21 protein-coding genes are annotated in these 21,678 nt (G+C 75.6%); 9 read left to right on the top strand and 12 right to left on the bottom strand.

Translation table 11 applies throughout. From position 1 onward, the window contains the following. Positions 1 to 8: 8 nt before the first annotated feature. Positions 9 to 2,816, bottom strand: coding sequence for a hypothetical protein (locus BD833_RS08420; RefSeq protein WP_166532673.1), 2,808 nt, complete (start codon positions 2,814 to 2,816; stop codon positions 9 to 11). Then, positions 2,803 to 4,590, bottom strand: coding sequence for an HSP90 family protein (locus BD833_RS08425; protein ID WP_208092430.1), 1,788 nt, complete (start codon positions 4,588 to 4,590; stop codon positions 2,803 to 2,805). Before BD833_RS08425 ends, BD833_RS08420 begins: the two co-directional genes overlap by 14 nt. Positions 4,591 to 4,732: 142 nt before the next feature. Here BD833_RS08425 and BD833_RS08430 point away from each other — a divergent pair, with 142 nt between their 5' ends. Then, positions 4,733 to 4,870 carry a hypothetical protein gene (locus BD833_RS08430; protein WP_166532675.1) on the top strand — a complete coding sequence of 46 codons (138 nt, stop codon included), beginning with the start codon at positions 4,733 to 4,735 and terminating at the stop codon, positions 4,868 to 4,870. 3 nt (positions 4,871 to 4,873) lie between these two features. Here the strand turns inward: BD833_RS08430 and BD833_RS08435 are convergent, their stop codons facing one another. Continuing rightward, positions 4,874 to 5,905, bottom strand: coding sequence for an ion channel (locus BD833_RS08435; protein ID WP_166532676.1), 1,032 nt, complete (start codon positions 5,903 to 5,905; stop codon positions 4,874 to 4,876). A 122-nt stretch (positions 5,906 to 6,027) separates the two neighbouring features. On the opposite strand from BD833_RS08435, the gene BD833_RS08440 reads away from it, so the two are divergent. Next, positions 6,028 to 7,212: an acyl-CoA dehydrogenase family protein gene (locus BD833_RS08440; protein ID WP_166532677.1), complete on the top strand. Its 1,185-nt coding sequence runs from the start codon at positions 6,028 to 6,030 to the stop codon at positions 7,210 to 7,212. A 76-nt stretch (positions 7,213 to 7,288) separates the two neighbouring features. Here the strand turns inward: BD833_RS08440 and BD833_RS08445 are convergent, their stop codons facing one another. Continuing rightward, complete coding sequence (locus BD833_RS08445; RefSeq protein WP_243737529.1) at positions 7,289 to 7,573, bottom strand: hypothetical protein; 285 nt, start codon at positions 7,571 to 7,573, stop codon at positions 7,289 to 7,291. Between the two features lie 148 nt (positions 7,574 to 7,721). Between BD833_RS08445 and BD833_RS08450 the strand changes: the two genes are divergently transcribed. Next, positions 7,722 to 8,027: a hypothetical protein gene (locus BD833_RS08450; protein WP_166532678.1), complete on the top strand. Its 306-nt coding sequence runs from the start codon at positions 7,722 to 7,724 to the stop codon at positions 8,025 to 8,027. A 29-nt stretch (positions 8,028 to 8,056) separates the two neighbouring features. Next, positions 8,057 to 8,830 carry an esterase/lipase family protein gene (locus BD833_RS08455; RefSeq protein ID WP_243737530.1) on the top strand — a complete coding sequence of 258 codons (774 nt, stop codon included), beginning with the start codon at positions 8,057 to 8,059 and terminating at the stop codon, positions 8,828 to 8,830. Positions 8,831 to 8,857: 27 nt separating this feature from the next. Here BD833_RS08455 and BD833_RS08460 read toward each other — a convergent pair whose 3' ends face one another. The 5 genes from BD833_RS08460 to BD833_RS08480 all read right to left on the bottom strand — a co-directional run bounded on the left by BD833_RS08460 (position 8,858) and on the right by BD833_RS08480 (position 12,766). After that, positions 8,858 to 9,142 (bottom strand): hypothetical protein, encoded by a 285-nt coding sequence (locus BD833_RS08460; RefSeq protein WP_166532679.1) that lies wholly within the window; start codon positions 9,140 to 9,142, stop codon positions 8,858 to 8,860. A gap of 54 nt (positions 9,143 to 9,196) precedes the next feature. Further along, positions 9,197 to 9,991 (bottom strand): adenosylcobinamide-GDP ribazoletransferase, encoded by a 795-nt coding sequence (locus tag BD833_RS08465; RefSeq protein ID WP_243737531.1) that lies wholly within the window; start codon positions 9,989 to 9,991, stop codon positions 9,197 to 9,199. Beyond that, a complete protein-coding gene (locus BD833_RS08470; protein WP_243737532.1) occupies positions 9,988 to 10,533 on the bottom strand; it encodes a bifunctional adenosylcobinamide kinase/adenosylcobinamide-phosphate guanylyltransferase in 546 nt (181 codons plus the stop codon). The genes BD833_RS08465 and BD833_RS08470 overlap by 4 nt, the downstream gene beginning before the upstream one ends. Further along, positions 10,530 to 12,230 (bottom strand): 5,6-dimethylbenzimidazole synthase, encoded by a 1,701-nt coding sequence (bluB, locus tag BD833_RS23215; RefSeq protein WP_166532680.1) that lies wholly within the window; start codon positions 12,228 to 12,230, stop codon positions 10,530 to 10,532. Before bluB ends, BD833_RS08470 begins: the two co-directional genes overlap by 4 nt. Before the next feature lie 83 nt (positions 12,231 to 12,313). Continuing rightward, positions 12,314 to 12,766 carry a MarR family winged helix-turn-helix transcriptional regulator gene (locus BD833_RS08480; protein ID WP_166532681.1) on the bottom strand — a complete coding sequence of 151 codons (453 nt, stop codon included), beginning with the start codon at positions 12,764 to 12,766 and terminating at the stop codon, positions 12,314 to 12,316. Between the two features lie 21 nt (positions 12,767 to 12,787). Here BD833_RS08480 and BD833_RS08485 point away from each other — a divergent pair, with 21 nt between their 5' ends. The 3 genes from BD833_RS08485 (at position 12,788) to BD833_RS08495 (ending at position 16,372) form a co-directional block, all read left to right on the top strand. Further along, the gene (locus BD833_RS08485; RefSeq protein WP_166532682.1) at positions 12,788 to 13,801 is read left to right on the top strand and encodes an ABC transporter substrate-binding protein; all 1,014 of its coding nucleotides are present in this window, start codon (positions 12,788 to 12,790) and stop codon (positions 13,799 to 13,801) included. 118 nt (positions 13,802 to 13,919) lie between these two features. Then, the gene (locus tag BD833_RS08490) at positions 13,920 to 15,350 is read left to right on the top strand and encodes an APC family permease (RefSeq protein WP_166532683.1); all 1,431 of its coding nucleotides are present in this window, start codon (positions 13,920 to 13,922) and stop codon (positions 15,348 to 15,350) included. Then, on the top strand, positions 15,347 to 16,372 hold the full coding sequence (locus BD833_RS08495; protein ID WP_166532684.1) for an acetamidase/formamidase family protein: 1,026 nt from the start codon (positions 15,347 to 15,349) through the stop codon (positions 16,370 to 16,372). Before BD833_RS08490 ends, BD833_RS08495 begins: the two co-directional genes overlap by 4 nt. Positions 16,373 to 16,430: 58 nt before the next feature. Here BD833_RS08495 and BD833_RS08500 read toward each other — a convergent pair whose 3' ends face one another. The 3 genes from BD833_RS08500 to BD833_RS08510 are packed head-to-tail and all read right to left on the bottom strand — an operon-like array spanning position 16,431 to position 18,939. Further along, positions 16,431 to 16,871: a hypothetical protein gene (locus BD833_RS08500; protein ID WP_166532685.1), complete on the bottom strand. Its 441-nt coding sequence runs from the start codon at positions 16,869 to 16,871 to the stop codon at positions 16,431 to 16,433. Positions 16,872 to 16,882: 11 nt separating this feature from the next. Next, positions 16,883 to 17,689, bottom strand: coding sequence for a TIGR02587 family membrane protein (locus tag BD833_RS08505; RefSeq protein WP_166532686.1), 807 nt, complete (start codon positions 17,687 to 17,689; stop codon positions 16,883 to 16,885). Next, positions 17,686 to 18,939 carry a cation:proton antiporter gene (locus BD833_RS08510; RefSeq protein WP_166532687.1) on the bottom strand — a complete coding sequence of 418 codons (1,254 nt, stop codon included), beginning with the start codon at positions 18,937 to 18,939 and terminating at the stop codon, positions 17,686 to 17,688. The genes BD833_RS08505 and BD833_RS08510 overlap by 4 nt, the downstream gene beginning before the upstream one ends. 113 nt (positions 18,940 to 19,052) lie before the next feature. Here BD833_RS08510 and BD833_RS08515 point away from each other — a divergent pair, with 113 nt between their 5' ends. Both BD833_RS08515 and BD833_RS08520 read left to right on the top strand, forming a co-directional pair. Then, positions 19,053 to 21,128, top strand: coding sequence for a PEP/pyruvate-binding domain-containing protein (locus tag BD833_RS08515; protein WP_166532688.1), 2,076 nt, complete (start codon positions 19,053 to 19,055; stop codon positions 21,126 to 21,128). Next, a complete protein-coding gene (locus tag BD833_RS08520; RefSeq protein ID WP_166532689.1) occupies positions 21,125 to 21,676 on the top strand; it encodes a hypothetical protein in 552 nt (183 codons plus the stop codon). Before BD833_RS08515 ends, BD833_RS08520 begins: the two co-directional genes overlap by 4 nt. The last annotated feature ends 2 nt before the right edge of the window (positions 21,677 to 21,678 follow it).

Consider the following 21,678-nt stretch of genomic DNA (forward strand, 5'->3'; position numbering starts at 1 on the left):
GCGGGCGGTCAGCGGCGGCGCCAGCGGGACCGTCCCCTCCCCAGCGCGGCGTCGCGCGCGGCGGTGAGCTCGGCGAGCTGCTCCGGCGGTGCGCCGGCCTCCTGGTAGGCCTCCAGCGCGACGCCGTACCGCTGCTCGTCCGGGTCGTGATGGACCGCGAGCGCCCACAGCGCCTCGGCTCTCATCTCCGGCACGTCCTCGCGCCGGCCCACCTCCAGGGCCCGCCCGGCAGCCGCGAGTGCCTCGTCACGCCGCCCCAGGGCGGCGTACGCATCGGCACGCCCGAGGTCGACACCGGCCGCGGCCACGTCCTCCTGCACGGCGCGGAACCCGGCCTCCGCGGCGTCGAACAGCTCCAGGGCGCGATCGCCCATCCCTGCCCGCACCAGCCGATCGGCGTGCTCGCGGCGCAACTCGGCGGCGAGCAGTGGGTCCTCGCCGTCGTCGACGTGGGCCAGGCAGGAGACACCCGCGGCCACCGCCTCGGGGATCTTACCCATGCTCTCGTGCAGCTGGGCGAGCATCCGGTAGGCCTTGGCCCGGCCGGATCCGTGCTCGGGGCCCAGGGCGCGCACCGCCCGCTCGGCCAGCGGCAGGGCGTCGTCGAGGAAGCCGAAGTCACCGTTGAGCCGCGCGAGGTCGAGTGCCACGGCGCCCTCCAGCTCCCGGTCGCCGTCCTCGCCGGATTGCTGCAACAGCTCCTCGAGCAGGTCGGCGGCGTTCTGGTCCCGGTCCAGGTCCCGGAACAGCCTGGCCGCGGTGACCCGGGCCCAGGCGGCGTCCCCGGACCGGCCCCCCGTGAGAAACAGGTCCACCGCGGCGAACGCGGCAGCGAGAGCCTCCTCGGCGCGGTCGTCGTCAGCGAGCATCTCGGCCCTGGCCAGCGCGGCGCGGCCGGCCTCCCCCGGATCGCCCAGCGCCTCCTCCGCCCGCTGGGCCACGGAGACCACGTCGATCGCCCGCTCCAGTTCCCCTCCAGCGACCAGTAGGGGCGCCAGCACCTCCGCCGCCGACCGCAGGCCGGCGTCGCTGCCGGACCGGTCGGCCAGCTGCCATGCCGCCTCCGCCGCGGCCCGGGCGCCGGTCAGGTCGCCGGCCACCCCGCGGACCCAGGCCTCGGTCTCCCAGGCGTCCTGGACGTCCTCCGGATCGGCGGCCAGGAGCTGCCGGGCCTCGGCGAACCGGTCGTCGACGGCGCCCGCCGGCACCTCGGCGTCCGCTTCGGCGAACGCGAGCACCGCCCATTCGGCCTCGATCAGGAGAACCTGACCACGTGCCCGGTCACCGGCCGGATCCACATCGGCGGCAGCACGGGCAACCGCGAGGAGTCGCTGCGCCTCCTCACCTCCCGGCGCACCGGTGCGCGCCACCTCCAGGCGGGCTCGCGAGAGGGCGGCGAGGAGGAGGTCGTGCGGGTCCTCGGCCAGCTCGGAGAGCTCGGCGAGGGCGCGGTCGAACTCGACCGCGGCCTCCTCCAGCCGTTCCAGCCGGAGCAGACCCTCGGCCACCGTCCGCCGGGCCCGGGCCGCACCGCGCCGGTCGCCCATCCCCTCGAAGGCGCGCAGCGCGCGCACGGCGAGGTCGTGCCGATCGTCCAGCGTGCCGCGCGGTTCACGTGCCTGCGCCAGGAGGGCAGCCGCGTCGTCGGTTTGAACCGGGGATCCCACCTGAGGTGCACCGGTCCGGGAGGCCACGGCAGGCGGCGCGACCGGCTCCACGGGCCCTGTCGCGTCCGCGACCGGGGCGACCGCCGTGGTCGGCCGGGTCGCCAGCATCCGCTCGACCGCGCGCCCGATGCGGTCGGTCCCGTTGCGCCGGTCGAAGGCGGCGGCCACCTCGCGCGCCTGCCCGGCGAACCCGGCCGCCAGCTCGCCGGCGTCACCGGTCCGGTCCCCCAGCCGGCGCGGGAGCGGGCCGAGGTCCGCCTCGTGCCACGCGGCGAGGACGGCGGCGGTCGCGGCGGCCGTGACCATCCGCGCCTCGACGTCGAACAGGCCGCGGTCGCAGACGTCGACCAGCTCACCCGCCAGCTCGAGGGCCTGACCCGGACGCCCGGTGCGGCACAGGTGCAGCACGTGCTGGGCCTGCGTCGACACCAGCGACGGGTTGCCGCGAGCGAGCCGCAGCCCCCACGTGTGCAGGCGTTCGGCCTCGTCGTCCCGGCCGGTCTCCCGCAGGGCGGCCAGCAGCTTGGCCAGCGCTCGCGCCGGCTCCTCCCCGCACTCCAGCCGGCCGGCCACGAGCGGTCGGGCCAGGTCCAGTGCGCGTTCCGGCTCACCGGCGTCGAGCGCCAGGCTGATCTCGTTCGACACGTCGCAGGCCCGGCAGTCGCTGTACTCGCTGCGCGGCAGGACCCGCCAGGCGCGGTACGCCTCGACCGCCTCGGCCGTGCGTCCCGTGTTCAGCGGGAGCACCCAGCGGAGCTTGGCGATGGCATCGGAACCCTCACCGATCTCCGTGTACCGGCGCTCGGCCTCGGCGACGACCCGGTCGATCTCCTCCAGCGGGACGTCCGGCATGTCGACGAGCGTCGTCGGCAGCCACTTCAGCGCCCAGTAGGTGGCGTGCCGGTCGAACCGCCCGGGGTGGGCGTCCAGCTGGGCCAGGCACCAGGTCACGGCCACCAGCGACTTCTGCGGCTCGCCACCGTGCATGGCCGCCGACGCGAGCGCCTCCCGGGCGGTGAAGGCGCCGTCGAGGTCGTTCGCCGCGTCCGCCGTGCGCACCGCTTCCTCGGCGACCGCGGTCCTGGCGAATCCGGGGGGCATGCCCTCGGCCTCGGCCAGCAGCTTCCGGACCGACCTACCGCGTGCCATCGAGACTCCCTTCGATGAGGCGCCCCAGCGCCCCGGACAACAACGTGGTCTCGCGGCCGCGCAGCGGGTGGCGGCCGAGCAGCAGCGCCTGCAGGTACAGCACCTCGACGGCGGTGCGCAGGGCGTGCTCGCCCACCGGGCCCGCCAGCTGGCGCACCACGGGGTGCCGCCAGTTGAGCACCAGAGTGGCCTCGCGCGGTGCCTCGGTGGCGGCCTGGATGCGGCCGAGCATGGGCGCCCAGAACGAGTCGGCCACCTGCGCGGTCTCGTCCAGCTCCCGGGCGAAGCGGGCACCGTCGCCGGCGGTGTAGAGGCACGGCAGCGACGCCGGACTGAACTCCCGCACCTCGACGTCGCAGGAGAACGGGGCCAGCACCGGCCGGCACCGGCCCACGAGCGCTGCGGCGGCGGCGAGCCCTGCGGTGTCCTCGACCGGCCGCAGCACGGCCGCCAGGTCCTCCGGCTCCACCCGCTCGACGTCGACCGCGGGCAGGACCTCGGGAAGCCGCTGCAGGAGCTCCTCGTCGTAGGTGAAGCCGGCGTTCACCAGGCAGATCGACTCGGCGGTGGCCACCTGCACCATCTGGCCGAAGTCCTCGGTGGTGGCGGCGTAGCGCACCGGGCCCCGCCGGGTGACCTCGGTGAGCGTCATGCGCCCCAGGCTGGTGTCCACCGGCAGCCACGGCGCGAAGAGCTTCAGCAGTTCGTCGTCGTGCACCGCCAGCGCCTTCAGGGCGAGGGCGTGCACCCGTACCAGCGCCTGCAGGCGCTCGGGTTCCCGCTGGGCCAGGTCGGTCAGCCAGGAGCGCAGCGCGGCGCCGAGGCCGTCCCGGACGGCGGCGAGTGTCGCGTCCTCGTACAGGCCCTCGCGGGAGGCCAGCGGTTGCAGGGCGCTGGTGTCCACGACGGCGCGCACGAAGAAGGCCCAGTCGGGCAGCAGCCCGTCGACGGCGTCGGACAGCAGCATGCGCTTGAGGTGCACCCGGTTGCGCTGCCGCGACGACGGGCTCGGGCTCTGCGGCAGCACGAAGGCGACCCCGGTCAGGCCGGCCGCCGGGAGGTCGAGCGGAACGGCGTCGAGGAACCGCTCGCCCAGCTCCCGCTCACCCCAGGCGAGCAGCTGCTCGGTGTCGCGGCCCACCCACGGCAGCGGCCCGCCGGTCAGGCGCTCGTCACCGGTGGCGGTGCGCAGCACGATCGGCTGCTCCAGCAGACCTGCGTAGCGCAGGATCAGCGCCCGCACGGTCGCCGGGCGCAGCCGGTCCTCCAGCCCCGGCCTGGCGGTCAGCCACACGGTCGTCCCCGGCCGGGCCCGCCCCTCGCCGTCGGGCAGCTCGCGCAGCTCGTAGGTGCCGTCGCTGCGGCCCCGCCAGGAGACTCCCGGACCACCCCGGGCCGACCGGGTGACCACCCGGATCTCGTCGCTGACCAGGAAGCAGGACAGCAGGCCGATCCCGAACCGCCCCAGGTAGTCCTGCCCTGGCCGGAGCAGGGTGTCGCGCTTGGAGGAGGAGCCGATGGTCGCCAGCAGCTCGTGCACCTCGGCGACGGTCAGCCCGACGCCCTCGTCCTCGACCGACAGCACGGGCGCGGATCCTGGCCGGTCGTGGCACTCGACCAGGACGGGGACGCCGGCCGCCGCGGCGCCCCGCGCGGTGGACGCGTCGACGGCGTTCTGCAGCAGCTCCCGGACGTAGACGTCGGGTGAGCTGTAGAGGTGGGCGGACAGCAGGTCGACGACACCGCGCAGGTCGACCTGGAAGGAGTGGCGCACCGGGGCAGGGTAGGAGGCGTGGGGCTGCTCCGACGCCCCACCGGAGCGGACGCGGTCGCGCGGCGACCCATCCGTCACCGCAGGCCCGTGGGCCCCACCCCGTCGGGGAGCGCACCGGCGGGGGCTGCGGCAGGGTGGGCTCATGACCGAGACGCCGCAGCCCCGCGACATCGCCCTGGAGCAGGAGTCCGCCGAGGTGGCGGCCGACCTGGAGGCCCAGAGCGACACCCCCGAGGCCCCGCAGGGCGACGAGGGCGACGTCGAGGGCCACCCCTCCTAGGGGTCAGCGGCCGCCGGTGAGCTGCCGGACCGGGATCCGGGCCGTGGCGATGTAGTACAGCCGCGCCCCCGCCGGCACCGGCGCGTCCCAGGACGGGCTGAGCACCGGCCCCTCGGGGCCGCGCAGCGCCAGCACCGTCGCCCCGAACTCCCGGCCGAAGTGGGTCTGGCACTCCCCGAAGGTTCCGTACGCGAAGTCCGGCGGCACCGTGAGGGAGTAGGTGTTGCCGTGCCCGCCGCTGCGCATTAGGTCCGAGTACACCTGCGCGATCCCGGGGTCGGTGGCCTCCTCGGTGAGCAGGAACGGCGTGTGCCACTGCACCACCTGGATGCCGGCGTTCACGTACCGCAGGTTCTCCGTGCGCTCGAGGTCGCGGAGCGCGGCGACCAGGTGCACGTCGGGGTTGGCGTGGTCGACGGCCACCGCGATCGCCAGCGTCTCGTTGTCGTCCCGGCCGTCGATGACCACGGTGCGCGCGGCGGGCACGCAGGCCCGCGTCATCACGTCGTCGCGGGTGAGGTCACCGCGCACGAAGTGCACCGCCGGGTGGTCCGGCAGCGGATTCTCGGCGACGTCGTCCCAGGCGCAGAGCACCACCTGGGTGCGGTGCTCCGCGGTCAGCTCGGCGACGATCCGCTCGGTGCGGCCGGGCCAGTAGCCGAGCAGCACCAGGTGGTCGGACAGCTCCAGGGGGACCACACCTCTCAGACGCCGGCCCCGGAGCGCCTGCAGCGCCTCGGAGAGCCGGGTGAACAGCAGGGTGAGGGTGACGATGCCACCCACGATCACGTACGCCCCGACGATGCGGCCGCCGACCGACGACGGGAAGACGTCCCCGTAGCCGACGGTCGCGGCGGTGACGAGGAAGTACCACCAGTAGGTGGCGGGCGCGACGATGTCGCTGCCGGCCGGCTCGACCAGCGCCATCGCCAGCCAGCTGGTGAGGAACACGGAGACGGCGACCGCCAGCGGCAGCCGCCAGCCGGTCAGCCGCGCCCGGACGAACCGCGAGAAGCGGTGGAGCAGGAAGGGCAACGGATCTCCTGGCGACGGCGTCCGGACGAGGCAAGCTACCGCGCGCCGGCACCGCCCGGTGCCCCGGTGATCACGACCGGCGCGACGGGCGCGGTGCCCGGGATCGCCGTACGTTCGGTCGTGTGACCGACAGCCCAGACTTCTACGCCTTCGAGGACCTGCTCGAGCCCGAGGAGATCGCGATCCGGAACCGGGTCCGCGCCTTCGGCGAGAACGAAGTCCTCCCGCGGATCAACGACTACTGGGAGCGCGCCGAGTTCCCGTTCGAGCTGGTGCCCAAGCTGGCCGAGACCGGCGTCGTGGGCGGGATCATCGAGGGCTACGGCTGCCCGGGCATGAGCAACGTGGCGGCCGGCCTGGTCGCCGCGGAGCTCGCCCGCGCCGACGGCAGCATCGGCACCTTCAACGGGGTGCACAGCTTCCTCGCCATGCAGTCGATCTTCCTGCTCGGTGACGAGGAGCAGCGCGAGCGCTTCCTGCCGGCCATGGCCCGGCTGGAGAAGATCGGCGCGTTCGGTCTCACCGAGCCCCAGCACGGCTCCGACGCCGTGGGGCTGGAGACCTCGGCCCGCCGGGACGGCGACTCCTACGTGCTCAACGGCCAGAAGAAGTGGATCGGCAACGGCTCGATCGCCGACTTCGTGATCATCTGGGCCCGCGGCGAGGACGGCGCGGTGGGCGGCTACATCGTCGAGAACGGCACGCCCGGCTACGAGGCCACGGTCATGACCGGCAAGACGGCGCTGCGGGCGGTGTGGCAGGCGGAGATCACCCTGACCGACGTCCGCGTGCCGGTGGAGAACAAGCTGGCCAACTGCCACTCGTTCAAGGACACCTCCCAGGTGCTCGACCGGACCCGGTACACCGTGGCCTGGCGGGCGCTCGGGCTGGCCACCGCCTCCTACGAGCTCGCGCTGGCGCACGCCCTGGAGCGGGAGCAGTTCGGGCAGCCGATCGGCGGGTTCCAGCTGGTGCAGGACAAGCTGGCCAGGATGCTGGCCGAGATCACCTCGATGCAGCTCATGTGCTGGCGGCTGTCCAAGCTCGCCGACGCCGGCCGGATGACCGCGGCGATGGCGTCGCTGGCCAAGATGAACCACGCGGCCAAGGCGCGGGCGATCGTGGCCGACGCCCGCGACATCCTCGGTGGCGACGGCATCCTCATCGACCACCACGTCGCCCGGCACCACGCCGACATGGAGGCGGTGTTCACCTTCGAGGGCACCGACTCGGTGCAGGCGCTCATCGTCGGGCGGGCCATCACCGGGCTGTCGGCGATCAGCGGCCGCAAGCCCGACAAGCGCTGACCCACCCCGGTGGCGCGACGGAGCCCCGGGTCCCGCGAGGCGGGATCCGGGGCTCCTCCGTGTTCGGGGCCGGCGGTCAGCCGGTGGCGGTGAGCCGCCTGCCGACGGCGGTCACGCGGGCGCACTCCGGGCACCCGGTGCGGCCGATGCCGACGCGCTCCCACTTCTGCGTGCCCCACACCTGCACGATCGCCCCGCAGACGGCCAGCTCCACCTCGCCGTCGAGCTCGGCCGGCGGGCGGTGCGCCTCGACGGCGTGCCAGGGGAAGGTCTGCTGGTTCCGCGTGCTGTCCGACCAGCGGTCGGGTCGCGCGAACCCCACGGCGTACGTGTCCACGAAGTAGTCGTGCCCCGCCGACACGGGATCCAATCCCCCCGATCGGACGAAACGTGGCACCGATCACCCGCACCGCGGTGACCCTCCGCGAGCAGCGGGCGCAGGCGCCGCACCGCCGGGGGACGGCGGACGCGCGATACCGTCGGAGGCCTCGCGCGGGAGGTGCACGTCGATGGATCCGATCAGCCTGGTCGTGGGCGCGGCCCTGCTCGGTGCCGGTTTCGTCGCCGGCCGGCTCGGTCACCGCCGGCGCTCCGCCCCTCCCCCGCCGGTCACCCCGCTGTGCGGCTGCGGCCACACGCTGAGCCAGCACGACACCGACAGCAACACCTGCTACGCCGAGCTGCGCCGGGACACCTACGACAAGCGCGGTCGCTGGTCCGGGCACAGCTGGGTGCCCTGCACCTGCCGGCAGTACGTCGGGCCGCGGCCGATCGACGAGGTGTTCGTCCCGCGGGTGCTCCCCCCGAGCGACTGATCCCGGTCCCCGCGGGGCATCGGGGACAGGTGAGCACCCCGTCCTCGCGACCCCGCGGTTCCCGCACCGACGACCTGCTGGCCCTCACCGAGCCGGCCCGGGCGCTGGTGAGCGCCGGCGCCCTCGCCGCCGGGCTGCCGCTGCTGCGGCTGGCTCCCCGCGGCGACGGGCACCCCGTCGTCGTGCTGCCCGGCTGGCTGGCCTCCGACGCCTCCACCGGCACCCTGCGCCGCTGGCTGACCCGGCTGGGCCATCCCACCGCCGGCTGGGACCTGGGCCGCAACCAGGGGCCGCGCCCGGAGGTCGTCGACGGGATCCGCGCCCTGGTGCAGCGGCTGGCCGACGAGCACGGCACGGCGGTGAGCATCGTCGGCCAGAGCCTGGGCGGGATCTACGCCCGCCGGCTGGCCGAGCGCAGCCCGCACCTGGTCCGGCAGGTGATCTCCCTCGGCTCCCCCCTCGCCGCGGTCGCGCCCCGGCGGCGCGGCGCCGCGGGCGACGGGATGTACCGGGAGTACCGCCGGTTGCGGGCGGTCCGGCAGGTGCGGCCGGCGCGCGCCCTGCCGATGCCGAGCACGTCGGTCTACTCCCGGTGGGACGGCGTCGTCGACTGGCGCACCTGCCTGCAGGAGGAGGGGCCGCGCAGCGAGAACGTCGCCGTGCACGCCAGCCACCTGGGCATGGGGGTCGACCCCGCGGTCCTCTGGATCGTCGCCGACCGGCTGGCCCAGCCGCCGGGTGCGTGGCGGCCGTTCCAGCGGCCGGCCCGCTTCGGGCTGCGGGCGCTCTTCCCGGCCGGGTGATCGTGCGTCGGCGGCGCCGCCGCCTGCTTATCCGGGCGGGACGGGAGCGACGTCGACGGACGACCCGGTGAACCGCGCCCCCGGGACGACGGGATGCGCGGCCCGCCCCAGCACGAAGGCGATGCTCGGCTCCGGCCCTGGCGTCACCGCCGCTGACTCCTCGGCCGTGGCCTCCACGACGCCGCCGTCGTGCTCCACGCGGACCGCCCACCCACCGGCCGACGCCGCCCAGGCCTCCGCGCCGGCGCGCAGGAGCGCAGCCTCGTCGACGACGTCGATCGTGTAGGTCACCGTCGCCCGGTAGGTCACCACCCGGCGATCCTGTCACCCACCCGGTCCGTCGCCCCGCCAGGCGAGCGCCCGCGCTCAGGACCAGGTGACCGACGCCGCCAGCACCACGAGGGCGGCCGCCGAGCCGGCCTCCACCACGGCGCCGAAGACGTCGCCGTTCACGCCGCCCAGCCGACGGGCGGCGTGCGCGGTCAGGGCGGCCCCGGCGGCGGGCGCGGCCCCCGCGGCGACGGCGGCCCAGGCCGCCTCGGCCGGGGTGCCGCCGGTGAGCAGCCGCAGCCCGAGCGCGGCAGCGAGCAGGAGCACCGTCGCCGTCCACCGGACCGCCGGTGCGCCGGCCCCGGCCACCAGCACCCCGAGCGAGGAGCCCGCCGCGGCTGGTCGCGCCGCCGCGTGCAGCACCGCCACCCGCCCAGCGGCCGTCGCCAGGACGACGGCCAGCAGACCCTCGCCGCGGGACGACGCCCCGAGCACGGCCGCGAGCGCGCTCACCTGCACCAGCAGCAGGCAGACCAGCGCCGCGACGCCGAACGCCCCCACGTCGGGTCGCCGCATGATCGCCAGCGCCTGCTCCGCCGGCCGCCCGCTGCCCAGCCCGTCGGCGAGGTCGGCCGCGCCGTCGAGGTGCAGCCCCCGGGTGAGCAGGGCGAGCGCGACCACCACCAGCGCGGCGGCCAGCAGCGGCGCGCCGTCGTCCCTCCCCCGCCAGACGGTCAGCGCCGGCAGGAACGCCAGCGCGCCGAGGACGACGCCCAGGACCGGCAGCCAGCGCAGCACGCCGGGGCCGGGGACGCGCGCGGACGAGGGCACCGGCAGCACGCTGAACATCCCCAGTGCGGCCAGCGGCCCGCCGCGGGCCGGGCCGGTCACCGCAGCCGCTGCGGCAGGCCGGCGGTGACCAGCCACACCCGCTGCGAGGCGGCGGCGACGCGCGCGTTGAGGATGCCGAGCTCGTCGCGGTAGCGGCGGCCGGAGGCGGTGGCCGGGACGATCCCGGACCCCACCTCGTTGCTGACCGCGACCACCCGGCGGCGGGTGCCCGACCAGGCGGCGACGACGTCGTCGACCGCGCGGGCCAGCCGTTCGTCGGCGCCGTCGTCCTCCGTCCAGACGCCGCAGTCGTCCATCACGCGGGCCAGCCAGGTGGAGAGGCAGTCCACGAGCACCGGCGGGCCCGGCCGGCCCAGGACCGCGACCAGATCGGTGGTCTCGACGGTCGACCAGCTCGCCGGGCGCCGGACGCGGTGCAGGGCGACGCGGTCGGCCCACTCGGGGTCGCCGCCGTCGGCCGGCAGCCCGCAGGCGACGTACTCCACCTCGCCGGCGCGGGCCAGCAGCTGCTCGGCGTGCCGGGACTTGCCGGACCGGGCGCCGCCGAGCACCAGCGTGCGCCGGATACGGCGGCCGATCACGAGACCCGCCCGGCGCCGCGCCGGGCGCGCAGCGCGGTGAGCAGCAGCTGCGCGGCCAGCACCGCGCCGATGCCCTCCCCCGCCCGCAGCCGCAGGTCCAGCAGCGGCTCCAACCCCAGCTCGGTCAGCACCGCCGCGGAGCCGCGCTCGCGGCTGCGCTGACCGGCGACCAGCGCCGGCTGCGCCGCCGGTTCCAGCCGCACGGCGACGACGGCCGCGACCGCGGTGACCAGGCCGTCGAGCACGACGGGGACGCCGCCGCCCGCGGCGCCCAGCGTGACGCCGGCGAGCACCGCGACCTCCGGGCCACCGAGGGCGGCGAGCGCGCGGACCGGCTCGGCCAGGGCGCGGCCGTGCTCGGACCGGGCGCGCGCCACCGCCCCGCGGACCACGTCGCGCTTGCGCTCGAGCATCGCCGCGTCGGACCCCGCCCCGAGCCCGACGGCGTCGTCGGGGTCCAGGCCGAGCAGCCCGCAGGCGAGGGCGGCGGCCACCGTGGTGTTGCCGATGCCCACCTCCCCCAGGCAGACCAGGCCGGTGGCGGCGAGCTCGCGGCCGAGCGCCCGCCCCTCCTCCAGCAGCGCCTCGGCCGCGGCGACGGGAAGCGCGTCGGCGCAGAGCAGGTCGCCCTGCGGCGCCGGCGAGACCGCGGCGTGCGCCCGCACCCGCAGTCCCGCCTGGCGGGCGGTCGACGCCCCGAGCGACGCACCGCTGCGGGTGGCGGCCAGCACGTCGGCGGTGACCGAGACCGGGTAGGCCGAGACGGCGTGCGCGGCGGCGACCGGGTGCTCGCCGGCCACGACCAGCAGCGTCCCGGTCTCCGGCACGGCGCCGGGCAGGGCGAGGACGCGGTCGACGGCGCGGTCGAGGACGCCGAGCGACCCGGGCACGGCGAGCAGGTCGTCCCCGCTGTCCCGGGCGGCGACCACGGCCTGCGGCCGCGGCCCGGCGAGGTGCGACGGCGGCGCCGCGGGGCTGTCGTCGGCCGGCCAGCGCTCGGCGAGGACGACGTCCTCCAGCGGGGCGCGGGTGGACCACCCGTGCCGCACCAGCCCGGGCTCGGGCGGGCGCTCGTCCGGCCAGCCCAGGCACAGCCAGCCGAGGGTCTCCACCTCCTCGGGCAGGTGCAGCAGGCCGGCCAGGTCGGCGGGCTGGAAGAGGGTCACCCAGCCCATGCCGAGCCCGGCGGCGCGGGCGGCCAGCCACATGTTCTGGATGGCGCAGGCGCAGCTCCACAGGTCGGCGTCGGGGAAGGTGGCCCGGCCGAGCACCCCGGTGGCGTGCGCGCGGCGGTCGCAGGCCACGACCACACCGACCGGCGCCTCGCGGATGCCCTCCAGCTGCAGGTCCAGCAGCCGGGCGCGGCGGTCGGGGGTGAGCAGCTCGGCCTGGCGGAGCCGCTCCCGGTCGGCGAGCACCGCCGCGCGGTCGCGGGTGGCCTGCTCGGTGACGACGACGAAGCGCCACGGCTGCGAGTGGCCGACCGACGGTGCCCGGTGCCCGGCCTCGAGCACCGCCCGCAGGGTCTCCGGCGGAACGGGGTCGGGGCGGTAGCGGCGGATGTCGCGACGGGCTCCGATGACGGTGTGCAGCGCCTCGACCGTGGCTGGGTCGAACGCCCAGCCCGCGGGGTCGGCGGCCCGCTGCGCGGCGGAGGTCTGGTCACCGATCACCGGGACCGGCCGGGGCCAGGTCATGCCAACTCCTCCCTGGGGTCTCGCAGGAACCCTCGCACGCCCCGGCCCGCGGGCGTTCCGGGGTGCCCTCCAGGGGTGGCGGCTCAGCCGTCCTGGTCGGCCAGGCGGCTCAACGCCTGGCGGAGCGCCGCGACCCGGTCGGGACCGAGGGAGCCGGCGAGCGCCGCCTCGTGGGCCTGCACCAGGGACTCCCAGCGCCGCAGCCGGTCCCGGCCCGGCTCGGAGAGGTGCACGACGACCTTGCGCCCGTCGTCCGGGTGCGGCAGGCGGTAGGCCAGCGCCTGGTCGACGGCGGCGTCGACCAGCCGGGTGCACGTGGGCGCCGGCAGGTGCAGGGCGGCGACCAGCTCCCCCATGGCACGCCCACCCCCCGCCAGCGCGCGCAGCACGCGGTAGCCGTCGAGCGTGCCGCCGTCCTCGGCGAGCGCCGCGGCGACGCCGGCGGCTACCCGGCGCTGGGTGACCGTGAGCAGCTCGACGAGGTCGTCGGCGACGCGCTCGTCGCGCGCACCGGCTCCGACGCCGCCCGGAAACATGGGGGAACCATACTTGTCGCCGTGCCCGGCTCCCCGCGTCCGCTGGACCCGTGGGACGTCCTGCTCACGGGGCCGCGGGCAGACGTGCTGCGGGTCGGCCTCGCCGTTCCGCTGTCGGGTCCGCTGGCGCTCACCGCTCCCTCGGCGCTGGACCTCGCCGGGCTCGCGGCGGAGGAGGCGAACGCCGCGGGCGGGGTGCGCGGCCGGGAGGTGCAGCTGGTCGCCGTCGACTCCGGGCGGGCGCCCGCCGTCGTCGCCGCCGAGGTGACGTCGCTGTTCGCCGCGGGCGCGTTCGACGTCCTGGTCGGGTTCCACACCAGTGACGTGCACCGGGCGCTGGAGGCGGCGCTGCCCGCCGGCGCCCGGTACGTCTACACCCCGCCGCACGAGGGCGGCCGGCGCCGTCCGGGCGTGGTGCGCACCGGTGTCTCCCCGCTGGAGCAGCACGCCGCCGCGCTCCGCTGGCTGGTGCACTCCCGCCGCGCCCGCCGCTGGGTGCTGCTCGGCACCGACTACGTGTGGCCGCGCGCCGTGCACCGGGCGGCCCGCCGGGTGCTCGCCGACGCCGGCGCCGAGGTGGCCGGCGAGGCCCTGGTGCCCTTCGGGCCGAGCGACGTCGGTCCGCTGCTGGACCTCGTGCGGCGCACCCGCGCCGACGGCGTGCTCCTGAGCATGGTCGGGCGCGACCTGGTCACCTTCAACCGCGAGTTCGCCCGCGCCGGCCTCGACCGCGGGTGGTCCGGCTGTCGGGCGCGCTGGAGGAGAACGGGCTGTACGCGGTCGGGGGCGACGGCACCGGTGAGCTGTACGCCTGCATGCCCTCGTTCGTCGCGGCCGGCGACGGACCGGACGAGGGGCAGCTGGCCCTGCAGGAGCGCGCCGCCCGCCGCTCGGGGCCGTCGGCGCCGGTGGTCTGCGCCTACGCCCGCGGGCTCTACGACGGCGTCCGGCTGGCCGTCTCGACACCCGGAGCCCGGCGACCGGCCCGCGGGCCCGCCGCCCGGCTCGCCCGGCTCGCCCGCGCCGACGGGCTGACGCTCCGCGAGCTCCCCGGCCGTCTCACCGCCTGAGACAGTCCTTCCAGATGGAAGGAAATCGTCCTACTCTGCTGGCGCCCCGGCACCGCACCGGGATGACACGGAGGAAAGCGCGCATGAGCGAACCCCGCACCACCAACGGCCCCGCCCTCGGCGGCGTGACACCCGCCGCGAGCGAGCAGGGCGTGGAGTCCTTCGGCTACGAGCAGGAGCTCAAGCGCTCGCTGAGCTTCAGCGACCTGCTGGTCTACGGCCTGGTCTTCATGGTCCCGATCGCGCCGTTCGGCATCTTCGGCGGCGTCTTCCAGGCCTCCGGCGGCATGGTCGCGCTGGCCTACGTCGTCGGCGGGCTGGCGATGGCCTTCACCGCCGCGTCCTACTCGCAGATGTCGCGCGCCTTCCCGATGGCGGGCTCGGTCTACACCTACGCCGGGCGCGGCATCGCCCGGCCGGTCGGCTTCATCGCGGGGTGGATGGTCCTGCTGGACTACCTGCTCATCCCCGGGCTGCTGTACCTGATCTCCGGGTTCGCCATGAACTCGATCCTGCCCAGCATCCCCGTCTGGGTCTGGGTCGTCGCCTTCGTCGTGCTGAACACGGTGGTCAACTACTTCGGCATCGAGTTCACCGCGCGGGTCAACAAGATCGTGCTGGTCGCCGAGCTGGTCGTGCTCGCCATCTTCCTCGTCGTGGGCGTCATCGCGCTCTCCTCCGGCGAGGGGCGCGGGTGGGACCTCTCGCCGATCTACGACGCGGACACCTTCTCCCTCGAGCTGGTCTTCGGCGCGGTCTCCATCGCGGTGCTCAGCTTCCTCGGCTTCGACGCCATCTCCACCCTCGCCGAGGAGAACCGCGACTCCGCCCGCTCCCTCGGCAAGGCCATGATCGGCGCGCTGGTGCTCGCCGGGACGCTGTTCGTCGTCCAGACCTGGGTCGCGGCCCTGCTGGTGCCGGACCCGGACACCCTGATCGCCGAGGGCGACGCCGCCGGCACCGCCTTCTACGACGCCGCAGAGGTCGCCGGCGGCGCGTGGCTGGGCACGCTCACCGCCGTCGCCACCGCCATCGCGTGGGGCTTCGCCAACTCGCTGGTCGCCCAGGCCGCCACCTCGCGGCTGCTGTTCGCGATGGCCCGCGACCGCCAGCTGCCGAGCTTCCTCGCCACGGTGCACCCGGTCCGGCGCGTGCCGGTGAACGCCACGTTCCTGGTCGCCGCCATCTCCCTGGCGCTGGGCATCTACATGAGCACCCGCGACGACGGCATCACCCTGCTGTCCACGCTGGTCAACTTCGGCGCCCTCTCGGCCTTCCTGCTGCTGCACGTGTCGGTGGTGGTCCACTACGTCGGCCGGCTGGGCAGCCGGAACTGGTGGCTGCACCTGGTGGTGCCGGTCGTCGGGTTCGCGATCCTGGCCTACGTCGTCTACAACGCCCAGGTGGCCGCGCAGGAGCTCGGCTTCGTGTGGTTCGCCGTCGGCCTCGTGCTGCTGGTGTTCCTGCTGGCCACCGGACGCAAGCCCGAGCTCAAGACGGAGGAGGACCTGTGAGCCTGGAGGTCGTCGCCCTCGACCCGACCCCCGAGCAGTACCGCTACGTCTTCGGCGGTGCGCCGGAACCGCTGCTGCGGGTCCGGCCGGGCACCGTCGTCGAGCTGACCACCGAGGACTGCTTCGGCGGCCGGGTGACCAGCACCGGCGACCTGCCCAGCCGGGTCTGCGACTTCTCGCAGCTGAACCCGGTCACCGGCCCGATCCACGTCGAGGGCGCCGAACCCGGCGACACGGTCGCCGTGCACTTCGTGGAGATCGCGCCGGCCCGGGACTGGGCGGTGTCCACCACGTTCCCGCACTTCGGGGCGCTCACCGCCACGCACAGCACGGCGATGCTGCACGACCCGCTGGAGGAGGTCGTGTGGGTGTACGAGGTCGACCGCGAGCGCGGCACCTGCCTGTTCCGGCCGCGCCGGGGCGGCCCGGAGGTGGAGCTCCCGCTGGACCCGATGCACGGCACGGTGGGCGTCGCGCCGGCCGGCGGGGAGGTGTTCGCCACCATCACGCCCGGCGCCCACGGCGGGAACATGGACACCCCCGAGCTCCGCGCCGGCGCGACGGCGTACTTCGGGGTGAACGTGCCGGGCGCGCAGCTGTCGATCGGCGACGGGCACTGCCGGCAGGGTGAGGGCGAGGTGTGCGGCACCGCCGTCGAGGCGGCCATGCGCACCGTCGTCGTCGTCGACCTGATCAAGGGCGCCGGCACGCCGTGGCCCCGGCTGGAGACCGACGACTTCCTCATGTCGACCGGCTCCACCCGGCCGCTGGAGGACGCCTACCGGATCAGCCAGCACGACCTGGTCACCTGGGCCGCCGAGCTCACCGGCTGGGACACCCTGGACGCCTACCAGCTGGTCAGCCAGGCCGGCCTCGCGCCGACCGGCAACGTCGTGGACACCAACTACACGATGGTCGCCAAGCTGGCCAAGGCCTACCTCGGGGGTGCGGGCGGCAGCGTCGCCGACGGGGTGCACGACCGGCTGCGGCGGACGGGCGCGGACTACCTCGCGCAGCGCTGAGGTGTCGACTCGTCGTGGTGTCGCCCCGTGCCGGCACCACGACGGGTCGACCGGCGGCTCACGGCGCGACGTAGCCCGCCGGCCCCACCTGCAACCGGCCGTCGCGCGGGTCCTCGGAGAACAGCAGGGCACCGCTGTGCCGGCTGTTCGGCGGGAGGTAGGGAACCGACGTCGAGGCCTGCTCGACCTCGCTGCCGTCGCGGGTGAGGGTCCCGGAGATCTGCACCTGCTCGGCCGTCCGGCCGCCGCTGTTGCGCACCTCGAAGTGCACCGCGTAGCCGTCCCCGGCGGCTTCGACGGAGCTGACGCTGACCGACAGCGCCGGGTCGGACTCCCGGACGGCCACTGCCTGGTAGGTCAGGAAACCGAGCAGCAGCAGCACGAGCAGGCCCCCGAGGGCGCCGAGGGCGTACTCACCGGGCGTGGTGCGCTCCTGGCTGTCGCCGTCGTCCTGCTGGGGCCTGGCCTGCGGGTCCTCGGTGTGCTGGTCGTCGTCCACGTGGTCCTCCGTCACAGGATGAGCCGGGCCGCCGCGGCACCGATGCTGCCGGGGAGCCCGAGCACGACGGTCTCCTTGACCGCCGTGGTGAGGCCGATGCCGTCGAACCGGCCGAAGGTCCAGAGCAGGTAGGCCGAGATGGCCAGTGCGGCGGCGTAGCCCACCACCGTCAGGGTCAGGAACGACCGCAGGAAGCCCTCGGTGGACCTCTCCTGCCCGCCGAAGCCGACGCCGTACACGAAGCCGTGCATCAGCAGGAGGCTGAGCACGGCGAGCGCCGCGACGGTCACCGTGCTCGCTTCGGCGGCCAGCAGCACGACTTCCTCGGTCGGCGCGATGTTGGCCGCGAAGACCACCGCTCCGGCGGTCATCAGGAACAGCTCGTGGCCGTAGCCGCTGATCCGGGGTCGCCTGCTGCCCTGCCCGAGCTGGCTGCGCGCGTAGGACGCACCGACGGCCGCCGGCAGCGCCTCGATCGCGACCACCGAGACGGCGGCCTGCCAGTCCATGAGCGGGTCGACCACCCCGAGCGCCGCCAGGACGACCGTCGCGGCCAGCGTCGCGGCGAGGATCGCCACCCCCGCATCGGCCAGGTAGCCGCCCGGCCCCACCCCGCCGGGTCCGGCGCCGAAGGTCCGGGACAGCCCGATCACCAGCAGCACCGCCGCCAGGACCAGCAGGGCCAGCCGGTACCGCTCCACGCTGTGCGCCAGGCGCCACAACTCCATCGTCATCAGCAACGGCAGCGCGAAGAGCAGCGAACCGGCGATCGCCCGACCGAAACCCTTGGTCAGCTCGACGCTGCCGGTCCCGGTCACCCCGCACCGGTCTCGGTGCCGGGTGACCTGGCCGCGGTCGTCGTGCCGGGCGGCTCGTCCTCGGCCGGGCCGGGGAGGTCGGGCTCCGGGCGCCCCTCAGCGCGGGCGAAGGCATGCGCGATCGGGACGTCGGTCGAGGAGTGCGCCAGGATCGAGGCGAAGATGACCAGCGCGACGAGGTGGAACATGGCGTCCGCCCCGGGCACCTCGGCGTCCAGGATGAGCAGGCCGTAGACCACCGAGGCGAAGCCCTTGGGCCCGAACCACGCCGCCACCGCCTTCTCGGCGGTGGGCAGCCCGCTGCGCGCCAGCGCCACCACGATCGCCAGGGGCCGGGCCAGCACCAGGGCCAGCACGGCGAACAGGTAGCCGCTCCACGGGATCTCGCCCAGGAAGGCCGGGGAGATCAGGGCGCCGAACACGAGGATGGCGGCGAGCTTGAGCAGCTCGGTGACCAGTTCGCCGAACTCCGAGAACGACTTCTCCACGTCCGGCGCGAAGGTCGCGATCGTGATCCCCGCGGTGAACGCGGCCAGGAACAGGTTGGCGTGCGTCAGGCTGGCCAGCGCCAGGACCACGAGCCCGATCGACAGCCCGCCCAGCGCGGCGTACATCGGGGTGGCGGAGGTGAAGCGGCTCCGGATGAGCAGCACCGCCACCGCCGGGACGGCGAAACCCAGGGCGATGCCCAGCGCCAGCTCGCCGGCCAGCGAGCCGTAGTCCACCTCGTCCCGCGACAGCACCGAGAGCAGCACCAGGACGACGGGCAGGGCCAGCCCGTCGTTGAGGCCGCTCTCCACGTTGAGCAGCGACCGCAGCCGGCCGGGCACCTCCGGCCGGCCGACGATGGCGGAGGCGAACACCGGATCGGTGGGCGCCAGCACGGCGCCGACCAGCATCGCCTGCGTCCACGACAGCCCGGCGACGTAGTGCGCCAGCACCGCGGTGACCGCGAACGTCAGCGGCATGCCGAGGACCAGCGCCCGGCCCGGCAGCCGCCAGGCCCGCCGCAGGTCGGAGAAGCCGACCCGCATGCCGTCGGTGAAGAGCACCGAGAAGAGCGCCAGCTCGGCCAGGCCCACCACGATCTCGTCGCCGGGCTCGAGGGCCAGCACCCCGGTGACGCCGTCGCCGAGGACGAACCCGGCCAGCAGGAAGAGCACGGCGGTGGACAGCACCGTGCGGTGCGCGAGGCCGGAGAAGAGGACCGCGACGAACAGCAGCACGGCGAAGGCGAGAAGGAGCTCCACGGCCCTCCCCTACCCCCGGCTCCGCTGATCGACCTCATGACGGTTTCCCGACGAAACCCCCGGTACGGGTGACGCGACGATTCCGCGCCACGCCCCGTGGCAACCCATCGGAGGTGCCTGCCACCTCGACCGACGACGACTCCCGGGCCGCACCGCTGACCGACGGCCGCCCGGTCGTGGCCCTCGACGACCCCGCCGCCGTCCAGGACCGGCTGACGGGTGCGAAGGCGTCCGCGCTGGCCCGGGCGGCCCGGGAGGGCCTGCCGATCGTGCCCGGCTTCGTGGTGACGACCGCCGAGGTGGAGCGGCTGGCCGGCGGGGCGTCGCTGCCCGACGAGGTGATGACCGCCTGGCGGGAGCTGACCGGGGACGGCCGGCGTCCGCTCGTGGTGCGCAGCAGCTCGACCGTGGAGGATCTCGGCGACTCCTCGATGGCCGGCCGCTTCGAGTCGGTCGTCGGCGTGCACGGCCGGGAGGAGTTCACCCGGGCCGTCGACACCGTGATCGAGTCGCGGACGACGGCGGCGGCCGGCTCGGACACCCTCACCGGCCGCGAGCCCCTCGCGGTGCTGGTCCAGCCACTGCTGGACGCCCGCAGCGGCGGCGTCCTGTTCGGCATCGACCCGGTGTCCGGCCGGGAGGACCGGCTGGTCGTCGCGGCGGTCACCGGCGGACCGGACCGCCTGGTCAGCGGCGAGGTGGACGGCGACCGGTACGAGCTGGACCGGTCCGGGAAGCGCACCGACGTCACCCGGGGCGACGGCGGTGTCCGGCTGCGCCGCCCGCAGCTGCGGGCGCTGGCCGACCTGGCCCGCCGCACCGCCCGGGTGTTCGGCGGCCCGCAGGACGTCGAGTGGGCCTTCGACGAGCAGGGCCACCTGCGGCTGCTGCAGAGCCGCCCGGTGACCGCGGAGGCGCGGGGCCGGCCGTACGGCCCGGTGCTCGGGCCCGGGCCGGTGGCCGAGACCTTCCCCGAGCCGCTGCAGCGCCTGGAGACCGACCTCTGGATCCCCCCGCTGCGCGAGGCCCTGGGCTCCGCGGTGCTGCTGGCCGGGACCGCCGACCGGGCCGCCGTGGAGGACTCGCCGCTGGTCACCGTGCTGGGCGGCTGGGCCGCGCTCGACCTCGACCTGCTGGAGAGCAGCCCGGAGTCCCCCGGCCTCTGGGCCCGCCTGGACCCCCGGCCCCGGCTGCGCCGGCTGCGCGCCTCGTGGCGGGTCGGCCGGCTGCGCTCGGCCCTCCCCGCGCTGGCGCAGGACGTCCTGGACGCCACCGACCACGTGCTCGCCGGTGTGCCACCGCTGGCCGATCTGTCGGACCGCCAGCTGGTCGCCGTGCTGCACCGCGTGCAGCCGGCCCTGCGCTCGGTGCACGCGCACGAGGTGCTGATGGGGATGCTCGTGGACCCGGCCGCACCGCGGCTCACCGGGGTGAGCGCGGCCCTGCGCGTGCTCGCCCGTTCCCGCCGGGCCGGGCTGCCCGACGCGGAGATCGTGGCCGCCAACCCGGTCGTCCTCGCGCTCGCCGCGCCGCGGATCTGCGCGGCACCGCAGCTGCCGCCCGACGTGGATGCGCCCGAGAGCGCGCCACCGGGCGACGAGAGCGACGCCGGGCTGCTGCGGGAGGCGCTGCGGCTGCGGGTGCGCTGGCTGCAGGAGGTGACCGCCCGGGCGGCGTGGCTGCTCGGGGAGCGGCTGGCCGCCGCCGGCCGGCTGGCCGGGGCCGAGGAGGTCCGCGGGCTGCGGCTGGCCGACCTCGCGGACGCGGTGCAGGATCCGCAGCTGGTGCTCCGGCCGCACCTGGCGGAGCCCGGCGAGCCGCTGCCCGCCCGCTTCCGCGTGAGCGACACCGGCCGGCCGGTGCCGGTCACCGGCACCTCGGGCGGCTCCGGCGCCGGGGGCGGCTCGGGCAGCGGTCCGGTCCACCACGGCGAGGACCCGCCGGAGGGCGCGGTGCTCGTGGTGCGGACCCTCGATCCCTCCCTCGCCCCCGTCCTGCCGCGGCTGGCCGGCCTGGTCGCCGAGACCGGCAGCGTGCTGGCCCACCTGGCGATCCTCGCCCGGGAGTCCGGCGTGCCCACCGTCGTCGGCTTCTCCGGCGCGCTCGAGCAGTTCCCGCCCGGCACCACGGTGCGCGTCGACGGCGACACCGGGGCCGTGGAGAAGGAGGAGGAGGAGGAGACGTCGTGAAGAAGCTCAGCTGGCTCCTCGCGGTGGTCGCGCTGATCGCGTCGGGCACGTACCTGTTCGTCTACATCTACCGGTGGGAGTGGCACCGCGCCCTGCTGGTCGGGCTGCTGTTCGTCGCCACGCTGGTCGGGCTGTGCTCGGCCCTGGTGCTGCGCCGGCTGGGCAAGCTCGAGGAGCGGGTGCTGTCCCTGGCTCCGGACCGCCGCCCGGACGGCGCGCTCGAACGGTTGCGGGCGGCGCCGGCGGAGACCCGACCCTTCCGCTGGCTGTCCCCCGACGCCCTGGACCGGACGCACATCTTCATCCCCGTGCTGCTCGGGGGCGGCTTCGTGGTCTCCGGGATCGCCTGGCTGATCGAGACGGCGGCCGGCAACTCCGCCCGCGCCGGCGTGGAGCAGCAGCTGGCCGCCGACCTGCAGGCGATCGCCTTCCCGGCCACCTCCCTGGTGCCGACGGACGCCGAGCTGCTCGCCGGCGGCGACGACTTCGCCGACGATGCCTCGCTGCGGGTGCTGCTCGGCCCGGCCGCGACGCGGGCCCTCCGATGAAG

Source organism: Blastococcus xanthinilyticus (assembly GCF_008124835.1).
GTDB classification, from domain to species: Bacteria; Actinomycetota; Actinomycetes; order Mycobacteriales; family Geodermatophilaceae; genus Blastococcus; species Blastococcus xanthinilyticus.